The sequence below is a fragment of the Thioclava indica genome (genome assembly GCF_000714545.1).
GTDB lineage: Bacteria > Pseudomonadota > Alphaproteobacteria > Rhodobacterales > Rhodobacteraceae > Thioclava > Thioclava indica.
In genome coordinates this window covers 91,928-107,004 of sequence record NZ_AUNB01000084.1, presented here as the reverse complement: position 1 = coordinate 107,004, position 15,077 = coordinate 91,928, and the positions used below count along the sequence as shown (strand labels likewise).

Below are 15,077 nucleotides of genomic sequence, written 5' to 3'. Positions count from 1 at the left end.
GCCATGATAGCGCGGGAATTTCCTGATACAATCACTCAGGTTGCGGCCAATCAGCGCTTTGCGCCGCGTCCCAGACCTTGCGCATCAGCGTGGGCAGATCACCGGGCGCAAAATCGCCGCGAGGGGTGAAATCTGCGCCCTCTGCGCGGGTCACGAAGACGCGCAGGATCAGGTGGAAATGCGTGAAGGTGTGGCGCACCTCGGCCTCGGCCTCACGCCAATCCGATTGCAGCGGCGGGGCGGGCGCGGGGACCTCTGACCACTCCGAGCCGGGAAAGCCCAGCGTGCCGCCCAGCAATCCCTTGTCGGGGCGACGCTCCAGCAGCACATCCCCCGCCGCATTCAGCGCGACATAGGCAAAGCCCAGCCGCGTTGGCTTGGGTTTCTTGGCCAGTTTGCGCGGCAAGTCGGCGGCGATTCCCTGCGATTGCGCAGCACAATCCGCAATCAACGGGCAGATCGCACAGGCCGGGTTGCGCGGCGTGCAGATCGTGGCACCCAAGTCCATCATGGCTTGGGCAAAATCGCCGGGGCGCGTGGTCGGCGTGATCTGCGCGGTCAAATCAGTCAACTCGGGCTTGGCAGCGGGCAGGGGCGTCTGCACGGCAAACAGGCGCGAGACGACGCGCTCGACATTGCCATCAACCACCGCGACCGGTTCGTCATAGGCAATCGCCGCGATTGCGCCCGCAGTATAAGGGCCGATGCCAGGAAGCTTTTGCAAATCCGCCGCCGTTTGCGGGAAACGCCCGCCCATCTCATGCGCCACGACACGCGCGCATTTCAGCAAGTTGCGCGCGCGGGCGTAATAGCCAAGCCCGGCCCATTCGGCCATGACAGCCCCAACCTCGGCCCCGGCCAACGCCTCGACATCGGGCCAACGCGCCGTGAAGCGGCGGAAATAATCGCGCACGGCGGCCACGGTGGTTTGCTGCAACATCACCTCGGACAGCCAGATGCGGTAGGGATCGGGGCGCACGCCTAAGGCGCGATCCTGCGGCGACACCCGCCACGGCATGACGCGGGCATTGGCATCATACCATTTCAGCAGGCTTTTGCCGATTGCCCCTTTACCGTCACACAATGTTTATGCTCCCCTCTTGCCCATCGGTTGGCCTGACCCGATGTGCGGGATACACTGGGGCCGATCAAGAGGAACCTACTGGTAATGAGTGCGAAAGACCCGAAATCCAAGTCAGACCGGCGCATGCGCGGCTTTGAGCCCGCAGGCAAGCTGCTGCGCCAGAGGGTGCGCGCGGCCGGTGAGTCGCGCGGATTCGCGGTTTCGCGGCTGCTGACCCATTGGTCCGAGGTGGTCGGCGAGGAAATCGCAGCCCAGACCCGTCCGGTCAAAATCGGCTATTCCAAGGGCGGATTCGGTGCGACTTTAACGCTGCTGACGACCGGGGCCGCCGCGCCGATGATGCAGATGCAACTGCCCCAGATTCGTGAAAAGGTGAACGCGTGCTATGGCTACAATGCGATTTCGCGCATCTCGCTGACACAGACCGCCCCGATCGGTTTCGCCGAGGGGCAGGCGCAATTCACCCCGGCTCCGAAAGCCGCGCCCAAGGCTCCCGATCCGCAAGTGATCGCGGCGGCAGCGCGCACGGCAGAGGGCTGCAAGGATGCAGGCCTTAAATCTGCGCTGGAAACTTTGGCACAAAACGTTCTAACGAGGTCCGCGGAACGGGCCGCGCAGAAGAAAGGCTGATACATGAGCAAATCTCTTACGATCCTTGGCGGCGTCGCCGTTGCAGGTGTTTTGGCAGCGGGTGGCTGGTTTGCCAGCCAGCATAGTCAGGCAAGCCTGATCACCGCAGCGCAGGCGCAAGAGGCAACTGCCGACAAATCGGTGCAAATCCTGCCCGATGTCAGCCTTGGTCAGGAAGATGCGCCGGTGACGGTCATCGAATATAGCTCGTTTACCTGCCCCCATTGCGCGGATTGGCATACCGAGGAATTTCCGACGCTGAAGAAGGATTACATCGACACCGGCAAGGTGAAGTTTATCCAGCGTGAGGTGTATTTCGACAAGTTCGGGCTTTGGGCCGGGCTGATCGCGCAATGTGGCGGGGATCCGAAATATTACGCGATCTCGGATATGCTGTTTTCCAAGCAACGCGACTGGATCGGCGATGGCAAGCAGCAGACGATCTCGGACAATCTGCACAAGATCGGGCTGCAAGCCGGGCTGACCAACGAGCAGGTCACCAACTGCATGAACGATGAAAAGCGCGCCGAGGAACTGGTCGCAACCTTCCAGAAGAATGCTTCGGATGACAAGGTCGACGCGACGCCGACGTTCATCATCAATGGCACGAAATACTCCAACATGGCGTGGCCGGACTTGAAGAAAATTCTCGACGCCGATTTGGATAAAGCGGCGCAGTAATCGCTGTCTGACTCTGACGAAAGGCCGGCCCGATTGGGTCGGCCTTTTGCGTTACAGCCCGAGCTTTTCAAGCGCCGTGTCCAAGGGATCGGCCATCGCGATTTCCAATCGCACCGGAAGCGCCAAGACCTTCGGGCGAAACTCGGCAGGCAGCCGCACGGCATCTTTCTCGGTGGTTACCAGTTGCGCGCCGAGCAGCTTGGCTTCGGTCTCGATCCGGGTCAGCAAGCGGGGCGTGAAAGGCTGGTGATCCTCCAGCGCTTCGCTGCGCAGCATGTTCGCGCCCAGCGCTTGCAGCGTGGCAAAAAACTTCTCGGGATGACCAATGCCCGCAAAGGCGAGTACGGGCAGATCCTGCCAATCCATCCCCGTTTGCAGCGGCATCAAAGCACCCGTGAGATGCGGAATTTTAACCCGCGATTGCCACGCGGCGGAGAATTCATGCTGCGCAGCATCTGACCCGATTGAGATCAGCAGATCGGCCCGCGCCAATCCGGCATCCACCGGCTCGCGCAAAGGTCCGGCAGGCAGGCAACGCCCATTGCCAAACCCCTTTTTCGCATCGACCACGACGATCGACAGATCCTTGCGCAGCGCGGGGTTTTGATGCGCGTCATCCAACACAATCACCTGCGCGCCTGCTGCCACCGCAGCGCGTGCGCCTGCCGCGCGATCCTTCGCAACCCAAGTGGGCGCAAAGGCCGATAGCAGCAACGGCTCGTCCCCGGTTTGATCCGCGCTATGGGTGCGCTCATCGACGCGCACCGGGCCTTGCAACGAGCCGCCATAGCCGCGCGTAACGACATGCGCCGTGACCCCGCGCGCCTCAAGATGCTGCGCCAGCCAGATCACCATGGGCGTTTTCCCGGTGCCGCCGGCGTTGATATTGCCAACCGAGATCACCGGCACATCCAGCGCCGCCCCCGTCTGGCGCACCCGCCGCGCCGTTGCTTGGCCATAAAGCGCGCCGAGTGGCGAGAGCAGGCGCGCGGCAAGGCCGGGCTGAGCAGGCGGATTGAACCAGAACAGCGGCGCGCCCATCACGCGCCGCCTTTCGTCAGACGTTCTTCCAGCAGCGCCGCAATCCCGCCTGCGACGGTTTCAACCGCGCCTGCACCGCCCGATGACACAAGCCACGCGTTATGCGCCAGATGCGCCGCACGGTCGGGGGCGATCAAATCAGCCAGCGCATCGGCGAAATCGTCTTCGGTGCGAATGCCGCGACAGGCATGTGCCGTCTCAAGCCGGATATATTGCGCACGTTCGCGCCCCAGATGTGGCCCGTGCAATACCGCTGATCCCAAAGCCGCCGCCTCCAAGGGCGCGCGCGGCGATTGTGCCATGCCGCTTAGAGTGCCGCCCATGTAAGAGAGCGGCGCAAGGCGATACCAAAGCCCGTATTCCTGCGCGTCATCGGCGATGAAAATCTCGGTCGTTGCGTGCGGTTCGCCCTCCAGCGAGCGGCGCGTGACCGACCAGCCCTGATCGCTCAGATCCTTCGCCAAGGCTGCGCCATCTGCGTCGTGATCCGGGGCAAGCAATAGCAGCAGGCGATGCGCGTGCCGCATGGCGTAGCTATGGGCATCCAGAACGGCGGCCAGCTCCTCATGCGGGACGCTGGTGGCCAGCCAGACCGGTCGAGCACCGATCGCATCGGCCATAGAGGCGCGCTCGACCTCAGAACAGGTCAGCGGCTCGGCAGGTTCCACCAAAGCGCCGTCACTGACCTCAATCCGCTCGGCGGGCAAACGACGTTCCAGCGCGCGGCGACTGTCGCTATCGCGCAGATAAATCCGTGTCAGACGCCCCAGCAATCCCGCCATCCGATCACCCGACAATGCGCCAACGCCAGTGCCAAATTGTGCATCCGCAAGCGCGATGGGAATGTCACGTCGGGCGGCTTCGGTGATCAGGACTGCAGGCAGGCTATTGCCCAAAATCAAGATCATCTCGGGGTGCCATGCAGTCAGCACCAGTTTGATAGATGCGGGGCGGTCCTCGGGCGATGGCAGGCAAAGCGAGTCGGGCGGCAGCACCAAATCATCGGGGGGATTGCCCGTCGTGGTCAGCGCGATTTGCAGATTAGGTAGCCGGGCCGTGATGCGACGCGCAACCAGCGCAGCACCAGATTTCGCGCCAGTGCTGTCCCATATCCACAAGAGCGGCCCGTCAGGGCGCTCGCGGGCCGCGGCGTCACGCGCACGCGGCCCTGTAGGGCGCATCGCAGAGAGAGGGCGCTTGATCCATGAGGAAAGGGTGTAGCGCATCTCTTTGCGGGTCCTGATTGACTTAGCTGCCGAGTTCTTCGGTCGGAGAGACCTCGATCTCTTCGTCGCGCAGACGATGCAGATGCGCAATGAAATAGCGGGTGTGCGCGTCATCGACCGTGCGTTGGGCGGCCCCTTTCCAGGCGTTGAAAGCGCTGGCGTAGTTCGGGAAAATTCCGACGATGTCGATCTTGGACACATCGGAAAATTCGGTAACACTCGGGTTTACCAGTTCGCCACCGAACACAAGGTGAAGACGCTGCGGATTGGGTTTGGACATGCTAGCTCCTGTCGACTTTTGCTGCAGCGCAGAGATTACGCCCTGCTATCGCGGTTCACAAGGCGGCGACCCGCTTCGCACGAAGCCGTTACCGTGCGAGCCCCTGATCCGCCAGATATCGCACGCCTTTGCGCAGCCCTGCCTCGTCATTCACCTCAAGGATCAGGCGCGGCATTTTGGGCAACCGCCCCAGCGCGGCAACGACCGAATGCCACGCAATCGAACCCTCGCCGGGATGCCAGTGCCGGTCGCCATAGCCATCGACATCCTGCAAATGCACATGCTGCAATGCTGCCCCGGCTGCATTCACAAAAGCATCAACCGGGGGCGCGCCCAAACGCCGGTGCATGAACTGCGCATGTCCGGTATCGAGCGAGACCTTGACGGTCTTGGGATCAAGCGCGGCCGCCAGATCGACGCGCAAACGCGGTGTCAGATCCTCGACATTCTCGATCACCAAAGTCACGCCAAGCTCGCGGGCCTGCGCAATCACGGGCGTCAGGACATAGCGCACGCGTTCAATCTGCATGAAACCCTTAGAGGGATTCGCCTCAAGATCGCTTTCCTTCCACATCGTATAGGGCGAATGGATCACCATCTGATCGGCCCCAAGCTCGGCACACACATCCAGCGTGCGCAGCATCCGCGTGCGGATCACCTCTACAATCGCGGGATCGGCGCAATCAATGTTGAAGCCAGAAAATGGCCCATGCAGCCCGAGCCGTCCGGTGTAGCCATCAAGCAGCCCCTTGGTGCGCGCCGTCATTTTCACCAAATCGGCCTCGGGCGTGTTAGGCCAGCAAAAACTTTGCAATTCCAGGTCGCGGTGATCGGATAAAATCCAGTCTTGGTGGTGGGCCAGCATATCAAGGCTAAGCGCCGCGCCCAGCAATGGCAGGTCTTTGGTCATGGTGTTCTCCTCTTGCGCGCGATGCTTGCGCAAGCGTGAGGGGTTTTCAATCCCGCAAACGCGCTATATCGCAACCCTATGAGACGCACACTGACCCAGATTTATGACGCCAAGCTGGCCGAGGGCACGCTGCATTCCGATGCGGCCCAACGCGCTGTGCTGCCTGTTCTTGAAGATATCCGCGCCAAGCTGGAAGCGGCCCCCGAGCCGCGCAAACGCGGGCTGTTTTCGCGCAAATCGGCACCGGTAGACGGCGTGCCGGGGCTGTATTTTTGGGGCGGAGTCGGGCGTGGCAAGTCGATGCTGATGGATCTGTTCTTTGACGCGACCGATGTGCCCAAACGTCGGGTGCATTTCCACGCTTTCATGCAGGAAATTCAGAGCAAGCTGGAAGAGGCGCGGCGCGCCAACACCGTTGATGCGATGCGCCCCGTGGCCGAAGATGTCGCCGGCTCGCTGCGCCTGCTGTGTTTTGACGAAATGCAAATCACCGATATTGCCGATGCGATGATCGTGGGGCGCTTTTTCGAGGCTCTGTTCGAGCGCGGCGTGACTATTGTAACCACCTCGAACCGGGCGCCGGAGGATCTATATAAAAACGGGCTGAACCGTCAGCTTTTCCTGCCATTCATCGACCTGATCCGCGAAAAACTGCAAGTTTACGAGCTGAAATCGGAAACCGATTACCGCCAACACCGCCTGTCGGGCGAAGAGGTCTATTTTTACCCCATCGGACGTGAGTCACGCGCCAGGATGGATGCGCTTTGGGGCGAACTTTCAGGGCAGGACCATACCCATACGCTTAAGCTGACAGTTAAGGGGCGCACGGTCGAACTGCCCCATTTCCACGCAGGTGTAGGCCGCGCATCGTTCTGGGATCTTTGCGCAGCAGCGTTGGGTCCGGCGGATTATCTGGCGATCGCCGGGGCCGTGCGGGTGCTGATGCTGGATGATATCCCGCTGCTCTCGGCCGCGAATTTCAACGAGGCAAAGCGGTTCGTGACACTCATTGACTCGTTGTATGAGGCGAAAGTGCGCCTGATTTGTTCGGCTGCTGATACGCCCGAGCGCCTGTATGTCGAGGGCGAAGGCACGTTTGAATTTGAACGCACTGCCAGTCGTTTGCGCGAAATGCAGGCCGCCGATTGGGCGCAAGACGCATAAGGGGCGCATCGGCTTCCCAACGCACCCCTGATTTTACGCCTCAGATCGCAGCCGCCAGCCGCGTGCCCTGATCAATCGCGCGCTTGGCGTCCAGTTCGGCGGCGACATCCGCACCCCCGATGACATGGGGCGACCGTCCCGCTTCGATCAACGCATCTGCAAGGCTGCGCTCGGTCAGCTGTCCGGCACATAGCACCACCGTATCCGCCGCGATCACGCCGGGGGTTTCGCGCGCCTCGCCATAGCTGACATGCAGTCCCTCATCGGTGATACGCTCGTAATTCACGCCGCCGATCATCTGCACATTCTTCATCTGCAACGCGGCGCGGTGAATCCAGCCCGTGGTCTTGCCCAAACGCCGCCCCAGCTTTTCGCGCTTGCGCTGCAACAGGGTCACGGCGCGGGTGGGCGGCTCGGGCTGAGGCTCGGCCAGCCCGCCTGCCGTCTGCGCAGGATCGCCCACGCCCCATTCGCGTTTCCATTCTTCGAGATCCAGCGTCGGGCTGTCATCGACGGTCAGGAATTCAGCCACGTCAAAGCCGATCCCGCCCGCGCCGATGATGGCCACGCGCGGCCCCGCTGTCACGCGGCCTTTCAGGATGTCGATATAGGACGCGACCTGTCCGCCCTCGACCGGGATCTCGGGGTCACGCGGGCGCACACCCGTTGCGATGATTACCTCGTCGAAATCGGCCAGTGTCGCGACGGTGGCCTCGGTGTTGAGCCGAAGCGAGACGCCGGTTTTATCCACCATCGTGGCAAACCAATCGGTCAGCCCATGGAATTCCTCTTTGCCCGGCACCGCGCGCGCCATCGTCAATTGCCCGCCAATCTCAGCGGCGCGATCAAACAACGTGACGCTATGCCCACGCTGCGCCGCCGTGATTGCGGCGGACAGACCCGCAGGCCCCGCGCCCACCACGGCAATCGTTTTGGGGCTGGTGGTGGGAGTGATCACGATCTCGGTCTCATGGCCCGCGCGCGGGTTCACCAAGCAAGACGAAACCTTGCCTTGGAATGTGTGATCCAGACAGGCTTGGTTGCACGCGATACAGGGCGCGATCTCGGCCGCGCGTCCCGCTTGCGCCTTGTTGACGAAATCGGGATCGGCCAAGAACGGGCGCGCCATCGAGACCATATCGGCGCTGCCTTCCGCCAACACTTCTTCGGCGACGCCGGGCGTGTTGATCCGGTTCGAGGTGATCACCGGGATCGAAACCTCGGGGCGTAGGCGGCCCGTTAGCCAGGTGAACGCCGCGCGTGGAACCGAGGTAGCAATGGTAGGCACGCGCGCCTCATGCCAGCCGATGCCGGTGTTGAGCATACTCGCCCCCGCCGCCTCGATCGCCTTAGCCAGCGTCACGACCTCGTCCCAAGTGGAGCCCTCGGGCACCAGATCAATCAGCGAAATGCGGAAAATGACGATAAAATCATCACCCACTGCCGCGCGCACGCGTTTCATCACCTCGACGGGCAGGCGCATCCGGTTCTCATAACTGCCACCCCAAGCATCGTCGCGCTTGTTGGTATGACGTGCGAGGAACTGGTTGAGGAAATATCCCTCGGACCCCATCACCTCGACGCCGTCATAGCCCGCCTCGCGCGCCCGCGCGGCGGATGTCGCGATGTCGGCGATCTGCTTCTCGATGCCCGCTTCGTCCAACTCGGTCGGCGGGAAAGGTGAAATCGGCGATTTGATCGCGGACGGTGCCACGCATTTGGGGCCATAGGCGTAGCGCCCGGCATGCAAAATCTGCATCGCGATGCGCCCGCCCGCGTCATGCACCCGATCGGTGATGATCTTGTGATGCGCGATATCTTCGGGGGTGAACAGGCCCGCCGCGCCGGGAAACACGCCGCCCTCGCTATTGGGGGCCATACCGCCGGTCACCATCAGGCCGACACCCCCGCGCGCGCGCTCGGCGTAAAACTCTGCTACCGCATTCCAATCGCCGCGCTCTTCAAGATTGGTGTGCATCGAACCCATCAAGACCCGGTTGGGCAATGTCACATGCCCCAGATCGAGCGGTGCGAAAAGATGCGGAAACTGGCTCATGATGTTCTCCCTAAACTCGCGCATAGTGTGAAAGCGTGCCGCGCCCTTGTCACGCCAAACGCGGCGTCACGCCATCAGAACTGCGCGATCACGTGGGCTAAGCGGGAACCGAGGAAACGGAGCCGCATTTTTCCTAAGTGCCGTTTCGTTTCGGGGCGGCTCATCGTTTCGCAACAGTAACCAACGTGTGAGAATACCGCGGTATTGTCCCCTCTTGGCCCCATTTGCGCCCGAATTGACGGCCAAAACTGTTCCCGAACAAGCAATAAACCGAGACCGAAAAGGTGCGCATATGGATCGCCTGACTGAAATGGAAGCCTTCGCGATGGTCGTAGACCAAGGCGGGTTTACGGATGCCGCAAAGAAGTTGGGCATCTCTAAATCCGCCGTGTCGAAGCATGTTTCGGCGCTAGAGGCACGACTTGGGGCGCGACTTCTCAACCGCACAACGCGCCGGGTCAGCCCGACCGAGATTGGGCTGGCTTATTACGACCGGGCGCGCCGTGTCCTGAATGATGCGGGAGAGGCGGATGCGCTGGTCACCTCGATGCAACTCGCGCCTTCGGGGGTGTTGCGCATTTCGGTTGCGACCGACTTCGGGGTCAATCTGCTTTCGCCCGTCTTGGGTGATTTCTTGCAGGAATTTCCCGAAATCACCGTCAACATGGTGCTCAATAACCGCTATGTTGAGCTGATCTCGGAAGGGTTCGATATGGCGATCCGGGTGGGCGAGCTGGAAGACAGCAGCCTGCGCGCCCGCAAATTGACCGAAACCTCGCGCCGGATGATCGCCTCGCCGGGCTATTTCGAACGCTATGGTCGCCCGGAAAAGATCGACGATCTTAACGAACACAAGCTGCTGCATTATTCCAACCAATCGGCGGGCAATGTCTGGAAGCTGACCGCGCCCTCGGGCGAGCGGCGTCAGGTGCGCTCGAATGGCTGGCTGACGGTCAATGACGGGCAGTCGCTGCTACATGCCGCAATCGCGGGTCTGGGCATCGCCTACCTGCCGTCTTTCCTGTACGCCGAGGCGCTCAAGGATGGTCTGGTCGAAGAGGCCATGCCCGAATTACCAATGGAAACGCTGGGCATCTACGCGGTCTATCCTCCGGGCCGCTTTACCCAGCCCAAAGTGCGCGCCTTCATCGATTTCCTCGCCACCACTTTTGAAAAGCGTGGCCCGGACAACTGGTAAGATTTTCCTCCCACAGCGTCTTCTATCCGTCGGGCGCTGTCAACTTTGGGTCGAAGTGAGAACCGCTTCGACCCGCCTGTTTTTCTCACGCCCCTCTTTCGTCAGATTGCTGGCACGCGGGGCCAGATAGCCTGCCCCTTCGGCGGTGATTTGCGCCGGATTCGTGCCGAAATCGGCGATGATCTTGGCGCGCGCGGCTTCGGCGCGGCGTTTGGACAGCGCGATATTGGCTGCCAATGATCCCACCGCGTCCGTATGACCAACCAGAACCACGCGCGCAGCGGGATGTGCTGCCAGATAGCCAGCCAACGCCTTGAGCGAGGCAACCTCTTGAGTGCCCAGCGTTACCTCACCGCTTGCGAAATCCAGATCATCCAGCGCGACCGAGCCTTGTGATTCCAACTGTGCGGCAAGCGCGCTGGCGGAGGGTGCGGCGGCACTGCCCGGCAGCGGTGCCGATTGCTGCGGGATCGCCAGCGGATTGTCAGATAGCAGGGGCGTGACGTCTTGCACGCTCATATTGGTGATCTCGACAAAGCCTGATTCCGAACTGCGTGAGACGGTGATGGCCACATATTCATCGCCCTTGCGCGCCGCGAGATAGCGAAAATCGCCCAGATCGACATGCATCGCGGGCTCGGGCAGCAGATCAAGCGCATAGCGGAAATCAAACCCGCCACAGGCATCGGTGTCACATTGATACAGCACCGTGTAGCCCGCATCGACAAGCTGCTCGCGCAGGGCTGACAGCAATTGCAGCGTGGTATTCTGGTTCGCGCGCAACCGCCAAGCGATGTCGCTGCGCGCCCCTTCCAGATCAAGGGTCTTCACCGCATCGTCCTTCCACGGCCCCACGGCAAGGGCATAACTCGCCGCCGGGCTGGAGGTTTGCGCGGCTTGAATAGCGCCTGCGGGCAAGGTCAGGTTAAACGGATCGGCCAGTGCAGGCGCGCCGCTTAGGGCCACCATCAAGACGAACGCCGCGCCTCTCATTTTCCGCCCTCCCGGCGATAGTGATAGCCCGCACGTTGCGTCATCCCAAGGCTTTGCGCTAGCGTGTTTGAGGCGTCATTCGCCTGCGTCACCAACATTTCAAACTGGTTTGCGCCCTGCGCCAATGCCCAGCGCGCGCCCTCATGCACCATCGCACGTGCCAAACCGCTGCGCCGGAACGAGGGCGCGACTGCAAGCGCGTGCAGCATTGCCGTATCGTTATGGATCGCGACAAAGGCGACCCCGGCGGCGCGGTCTTGTTTGCGGCCCAGAATGCAGGCTTTCGGCCCTGTCACCCGGTCCATGATCGCTTGGCGTTCGGGGCCGACCTCTAGCTCGCTCCAAAGGTCGCGCGCGATTTGCAGCGGGGGACAATGGGCAAACGCCGTGACAGGGGGCACCTCTCCCTGCATCTGCGCGATTGGGGCGGTCCACAGGAAGACCGGGTCATAGGCAACATAACCCCGCGCCTCGAGCGCGGCATCCAGCGCGCTGTCCTCGGGGCGGATCATGAAGCGCGGGGTCTGGCCCAAGGCGCGATGCGCGGCCTCGGCGGCGGGAATGTTAGCGTCATCGAAAGGGGTAATAAGCGTGGCGCAGCTCACCCGCGAGCCGCCACCGCGTCCCTCGCGAATCAGGAAGCCACCTGCGACCTGCGTGGTGGCGGCGGGCCATGTGGCGTCGATCAGGGCGGTAGGGTCGAGACTCATTTTCCCTCCGGAAATGCAGCTTGCAACGCGGCTAGTCCGGCCTGAACTTGCGCGGGATCTTGTCCACGCACCACAAGGTTCGTGCCATAGCGTCCCTCTTGAACGAAGGGATAAGAGCCGAAGGTAAGATCACCGAACTGTCCCGCGATCAGCCGCAGATCATCGGCCACCGAAGATTCCGCCGCCATCACCTGCCAGTTACGCGAGATCACCGGAGCGCCGCCCGTCAAACGCGGCAGCAACCCTGCCACCATCGCCTGAAAGATATTGGGCACGCCCGCCATCACATGGACATTGCCACAGGAAAACCCCGGCGCGGCCGAGACCGGATTGTCGATCAGCGTTGCCCCGTCAGGAATACGCGCCATGCGCAGGCGCGAGGCGGTGAACTCGGTGTCGCGTGCGGCATAATGCGCGGCCAAGATCGCGCGGGCGTCGTCGCGCACATCTATGCCAACGCCCATCGCATCGGCGACCGCATCGGCGGTGATGTCGTCATGAGTCGGGCCAATGCCGCCGCTTGTGAAAACGTGATCATGCGCTGAGGAAAGCGCGCGCACCGCCGCAACGATGCCCGCGTGATCGTCGGGAATGACGCGGATTTCACGGCAATCGATGCCCTGCTCGACCAGCTTTCCGGCCAGAAAATGGGCATTTCCCTCTCGGGTGCGCCCGGACAGAATTTCATCACCGATAATCAGGATTGCAGCGGTCGGATTGGGCATGATGTGGCCTCCTTTTGTCTTGGTATAGGGCGGGGTTGGCATCTGGGAAAGGCCGGGTACTGGCCAAGCGGCGTAATTGTGACTATCTAAAGCGCAAAAGCGTTAGGAGTAGAGCCTTGGACAATAGCCACGGCCGTGTGACCAAAGACGGCATCCGCATTTATGAACAAAGCGACTTCGAAGGGATGCGGGCCTCCAGCCAGGTGACCGCGCAGATCCTCGACGAGGTTGCCGATCTGGTGAAACCCGGCGTTTCGACCTCAGAACTTGATGCGTTCATCGAAAAGCGTGTTAACGAAATGGGCGCGACCTCGGCGACGATCGGTTATCGCGGCTATCGTCATGCAAGCTGCATTTCGATCAACCATGTGGTGTGCCACGGCATTCCCGGTGATAAGCGACTCAAGGACGGTGATATCGTCAATATCGACATCACGGTGATCTTGGACGGCTGGTTTGGCGACAGCTCGCGGATGTATGTGGCGGGCACGCTCTCACGCAAGGCTGAACGGCTGATTCAGGTCACGTATGATGCGCTGATGATCGGGATTGAGCAGGTCAAGCCGGGCAACACCTTTGGCGATATCGGCCATGCGATCCAGAAATTCGTCGAGGGCCACCGGATGTCGGTTGTGCGCGATTTTTGCGGTCATGGCGTGGGTGAGGTGTTTCACGCCCCGCCCAATGTTTTGCACTACGGGCGCGCTGGATCTGGGCCGATGCTGGAAGAAGGCATGATTTTTACCATCGAACCGATGGTCAATCTGGGTCGCCCCGAAACCAAGGTTCTGGCCGATGACTGGACAGCCGTGACGCGGGACAAATCGCTGAGCGCGCAATTTGAGCATTCGGTTGGCGTTACGGCAGATGGGGTGGATATTTTCACGACCTCGCCTGCGGGTCGTTTCCATCCGACCTGGCGCTAAGTCACGCGCCCACTGGACCTGCGCGCATACCCGCATTAGGTCTGAAATGACGGACCAAGGAGAGCGCGATGAAACCTTCGCTGACACTTTATCTCGCCGCGCCGCGCGGGTTCTGCGCGGGCGTGGATCGCGCGATCAAGATCGTTGAGATGGCGCTCGAGAAATGGGGCGCGCCGGTCTATGTGCGCCACGAGATCGTGCACAATAAATACGTCGTTGATACCTTGCGCGACAAAGGCGCGGTCTTTGTCGAAGAGCTGGATGAATGCCCGACCGACAGGCCGGTGATCTTTTCGGCCCATGGCGTGCCCAAATCTGTGCCCGCCGAGGCCGAGCGGCGCGAGATGATCTATGTCGATGCGACCTGCCCGCTGGTGAGCAAGGTGCACAAAGAGGCCGAGCGCCATTCCGAGAACGGCCATCAGATGGTGATGATCGGCCATGCCGGTCACCCCGAAGTGCTGGGCACGATGGGCCAGCTTCCCGAGGGCGAGGTGCTGCTGGTCGAGACGGTTGAGGATGTGGCGGACATCACGCCGCGCGATCCCGAACAGCTTGCTTTCATTACGCAAACCACCTTGTCGGTCGATGATACGGCGGCAATCGTAGCCGCCTTGCAGGATCGGTTCCCCGCGATTGTCGGGCCTGCGAAAGAAGACATTTGCTACGCGACGACGAACCGTCAGGCCTCGGTCAAGGCGATGGCGGGTCAGATTGATGCACTGCTGGTAATCGGCGCGCCCAACTCGTCCAATTCGCGCCGTTTGGTCGAGGTCGGGCGAGCGGCGGGCTGTGCCTATGCGCAGCTCGTGCAGCGCGCTGACGACATCGACTGGCGCGCGATTGAGGGTGCCAAGGCGGTGGGCGTGACCGCCGGGGCCAGCGCGCCCGAAGTGCTGATCGACGAGGTCATCGTGGCCTTTCGCGACCGCTATGACCTGACCGTCGATCAGATCGAAACTGCGCGCGAAGATATCGAATTCAAAGTGCCGCGCGTGCTGCGCGAGACCGCCTGATGCGCGCGATCGGGCCGCGCATTCCGGGGCTTGCGCTGCTGCTGGGCGTTGCTGGGCTGATCCCCTTTGTTTGGGGCGTTCTGGTGGTGCAAACCGGTGCGCTGCTGCCGCCTGGCATGGCCGATCCGCGCGTCGCGGTGCTGGCCTACGCGCTGATGATCTATTGCTTTATGGCCGGGTGCCTTTGGGGGTTCGCTGCCAAGGCTGAGTGGTCTGCGGGCTACGCGCTATCCATCGCCCCAATCCTGTTTTTCATCGTCTTCGCCGTGTTCGGTATGCCGGTGAATTTCGTGCTGCTGATTGGTTTCGTGCTTCTGCTGCCGCTTGATTACGTCTTTGCGCGCAGCGGGCTTGCGCCGTGTTGGTGGATGAAACTGCGCCTTGGACTGACGGTTGTTGTCGTGGCCTCTCTTGTGGCCTTGGTCCGGAGCTAAGTG

The 15,077-nt window shown here is 61.7% G+C and carries 16 protein-coding genes; 7 read left to right on the top strand and 9 right to left on the bottom strand.

What is annotated here, in order from left to right:
* Positions 1-31 precede the first annotated feature (31 nt).
* The gene (gene mutY, locus DT23_RS17415; protein WP_038133383.1) at positions 32-1,084 is read right to left on the bottom strand and encodes an A/G-specific adenine glycosylase; all 1,053 of its coding nucleotides are present in this window, start codon (positions 1,082-1,084) and stop codon (positions 32-34) included.
* Between the two features lie 84 nt (positions 1,085-1,168).
* On the opposite strand from mutY, the gene DT23_RS17410 reads away from it, so the two are divergent.
* Complete coding sequence (locus DT23_RS17410; RefSeq protein WP_051697400.1) at positions 1,169-1,714, top strand: DUF721 domain-containing protein; 546 nt, start codon at positions 1,169-1,171, stop codon at positions 1,712-1,714.
* Positions 1,715-1,717: 3 nt separating this feature from the next.
* A complete protein-coding gene (locus DT23_RS17405) occupies positions 1,718-2,395 on the top strand; it encodes a DsbA family protein (RefSeq protein WP_038133379.1) in 678 nt (225 codons plus the stop codon).
* A 51-nt stretch (positions 2,396-2,446) separates the two neighbouring features.
* On the opposite strand, the gene lpxK is transcribed toward DT23_RS17405, so the two are convergent.
* The 4 genes from lpxK to DT23_RS17385 all read right to left on the bottom strand — a co-directional run bounded on the left by lpxK (position 2,447) and on the right by DT23_RS17385 (position 5,852).
* Positions 2,447-3,436, bottom strand: a complete 990-nt coding sequence (gene lpxK, locus DT23_RS17400; protein WP_038133378.1) for a tetraacyldisaccharide 4'-kinase — start codon at positions 3,434-3,436, stop codon at positions 2,447-2,449.
* Positions 3,436-4,662 (bottom strand): 3-deoxy-D-manno-octulosonic acid transferase, encoded by a 1,227-nt coding sequence (locus DT23_RS17395; protein WP_051697399.1) that lies wholly within the window; start codon positions 4,660-4,662, stop codon positions 3,436-3,438. Before DT23_RS17395 ends, lpxK begins: the two co-directional genes overlap by 1 nt.
* Positions 4,663-4,684: 22 nt before the next feature.
* Positions 4,685-4,942 carry a DUF4170 domain-containing protein gene (locus DT23_RS17390; RefSeq protein WP_038133376.1) on the bottom strand — a complete coding sequence of 86 codons (258 nt, stop codon included), beginning with the start codon at positions 4,940-4,942 and terminating at the stop codon, positions 4,685-4,687.
* An 88-nt stretch (positions 4,943-5,030) separates the two neighbouring features.
* Entirely contained in the window at positions 5,031-5,852 is an 822-nt protein-coding gene (locus DT23_RS17385; protein ID WP_038133461.1) for a sugar phosphate isomerase/epimerase family protein, read from the bottom strand.
* 78 nt (positions 5,853-5,930) lie between these two features.
* Here DT23_RS17385 and zapE point away from each other — a divergent pair, with 78 nt between their 5' ends.
* Positions 5,931-7,016, top strand: coding sequence for a cell division protein ZapE (gene zapE, locus DT23_RS17380; RefSeq protein WP_038133374.1), 1,086 nt, complete (start codon positions 5,931-5,933; stop codon positions 7,014-7,016).
* Positions 7,017-7,056: 40 nt separating this feature from the next.
* Here the strand turns inward: zapE and DT23_RS17375 are convergent, their stop codons facing one another.
* Positions 7,057-9,072 carry an NADPH-dependent 2,4-dienoyl-CoA reductase gene (locus DT23_RS17375; protein ID WP_038133372.1) on the bottom strand — a complete coding sequence of 672 codons (2,016 nt, stop codon included), beginning with the start codon at positions 9,070-9,072 and terminating at the stop codon, positions 7,057-7,059.
* 292 nt (positions 9,073-9,364) lie between these two features.
* On the opposite strand from DT23_RS17375, the gene DT23_RS17370 reads away from it, so the two are divergent.
* On the top strand, positions 9,365-10,270 hold the full coding sequence (locus tag DT23_RS17370) for a LysR family transcriptional regulator (RefSeq protein WP_038133370.1): 906 nt from the start codon (positions 9,365-9,367) through the stop codon (positions 10,268-10,270).
* A gap of 39 nt (positions 10,271-10,309) precedes the next feature.
* Here DT23_RS17370 and DT23_RS17365 read toward each other — a convergent pair whose 3' ends face one another.
* Genes DT23_RS17365 through DT23_RS17355 form a run of 3 tightly spaced genes read right to left on the bottom strand, consistent with a single transcriptional unit; the run spans position 10,310 to position 12,698 of the window.
* Positions 10,310-11,263 carry an OmpA family protein gene (locus tag DT23_RS17365; RefSeq protein ID WP_038133368.1) on the bottom strand — a complete coding sequence of 318 codons (954 nt, stop codon included), beginning with the start codon at positions 11,261-11,263 and terminating at the stop codon, positions 10,310-10,312.
* Positions 11,260-11,973 (bottom strand): GNAT family N-acetyltransferase, encoded by a 714-nt coding sequence (locus DT23_RS17360; protein ID WP_038133366.1) that lies wholly within the window; start codon positions 11,971-11,973, stop codon positions 11,260-11,262. Before DT23_RS17360 ends, DT23_RS17365 begins: the two co-directional genes overlap by 4 nt.
* Positions 11,970-12,698, bottom strand: coding sequence for a competence/damage-inducible protein A (locus tag DT23_RS17355; protein ID WP_038133365.1), 729 nt, complete (start codon positions 12,696-12,698; stop codon positions 11,970-11,972). The genes DT23_RS17360 and DT23_RS17355 overlap by 4 nt, the downstream gene beginning before the upstream one ends.
* 116 nt (positions 12,699-12,814) lie before the next feature.
* Here DT23_RS17355 and map point away from each other — a divergent pair, with 116 nt between their 5' ends.
* From map to DT23_RS17340, 3 genes are all read left to right on the top strand, one after another.
* Positions 12,815-13,624 carry a type I methionyl aminopeptidase gene (map, locus tag DT23_RS17350; RefSeq protein WP_038133363.1) on the top strand — a complete coding sequence of 270 codons (810 nt, stop codon included), beginning with the start codon at positions 12,815-12,817 and terminating at the stop codon, positions 13,622-13,624.
* A 68-nt stretch (positions 13,625-13,692) separates the two neighbouring features.
* Positions 13,693-14,640: a 4-hydroxy-3-methylbut-2-enyl diphosphate reductase gene (gene ispH, locus DT23_RS17345; protein WP_038133359.1), complete on the top strand. Its 948-nt coding sequence runs from the start codon at positions 13,693-13,695 to the stop codon at positions 14,638-14,640.
* Positions 14,640-15,074 (top strand): DUF3429 domain-containing protein, encoded by a 435-nt coding sequence (locus tag DT23_RS17340; protein ID WP_038133357.1) that lies wholly within the window; start codon positions 14,640-14,642, stop codon positions 15,072-15,074. Before ispH ends, DT23_RS17340 begins: the two co-directional genes overlap by 1 nt.
* Positions 15,075-15,077: the final 3 nt, after the last annotated feature.

Excerpts from the sequence above, each read along its gene's own strand:
- DT23_RS17395 (WP_051697399.1), bottom strand. The coding sequence starts at position 4,662 with ATGCGCTACACCCTTTCCTCATGGATCAAGCGCCCTCTCTCTGCGATG.
- DT23_RS17355 (WP_038133365.1), bottom strand. The coding sequence starts at position 12,698 with ATGCCCAATCCGACCGCTGCAATCCTGATTATCGGTGATGAAATTCTG.
- zapE (WP_038133374.1), top strand. The coding sequence starts at position 5,931 with ATGAGACGCACACTGACCCAGATTTATGACGCCAAGCTGGCCGAGGGC.
- DT23_RS17385 (WP_038133461.1), bottom strand. The coding sequence starts at position 5,852 with ATGACCAAAGACCTGCCATTGCTGGGCGCGGCGCTTAGCCTTGATATG.
- DT23_RS17340 (WP_038133357.1), top strand. The coding sequence starts at position 14,640 with ATGCGCGCGATCGGGCCGCGCATTCCGGGGCTTGCGCTGCTGCTGGGC.
- ispH (WP_038133359.1), top strand. The coding sequence starts at position 13,693 with ATGAAACCTTCGCTGACACTTTATCTCGCCGCGCCGCGCGGGTTCTGC.
- DT23_RS17390 (WP_038133376.1), bottom strand. The coding sequence starts at position 4,942 with ATGTCCAAACCCAATCCGCAGCGTCTTCACCTTGTGTTCGGTGGCGAA.
- lpxK (WP_038133378.1), bottom strand. The coding sequence starts at position 3,436 with ATGGGCGCGCCGCTGTTCTGGTTCAATCCGCCTGCTCAGCCCGGCCTT.
- DT23_RS17375 (WP_038133372.1), bottom strand. The coding sequence starts at position 9,072 with ATGAGCCAGTTTCCGCATCTTTTCGCACCGCTCGATCTGGGGCATGTG.
- DT23_RS17410 (WP_051697400.1), top strand. The coding sequence starts at position 1,169 with ATGAGTGCGAAAGACCCGAAATCCAAGTCAGACCGGCGCATGCGCGGC.
- DT23_RS17370 (WP_038133370.1), top strand. The coding sequence starts at position 9,365 with ATGGATCGCCTGACTGAAATGGAAGCCTTCGCGATGGTCGTAGACCAA.
- DT23_RS17360 (WP_038133366.1), bottom strand. The coding sequence starts at position 11,973 with ATGAGTCTCGACCCTACCGCCCTGATCGACGCCACATGGCCCGCCGCC.
- DT23_RS17365 (WP_038133368.1), bottom strand. The coding sequence starts at position 11,263 with ATGAGAGGCGCGGCGTTCGTCTTGATGGTGGCCCTAAGCGGCGCGCCT.
- DT23_RS17405 (WP_038133379.1), top strand. The coding sequence starts at position 1,718 with ATGAGCAAATCTCTTACGATCCTTGGCGGCGTCGCCGTTGCAGGTGTT.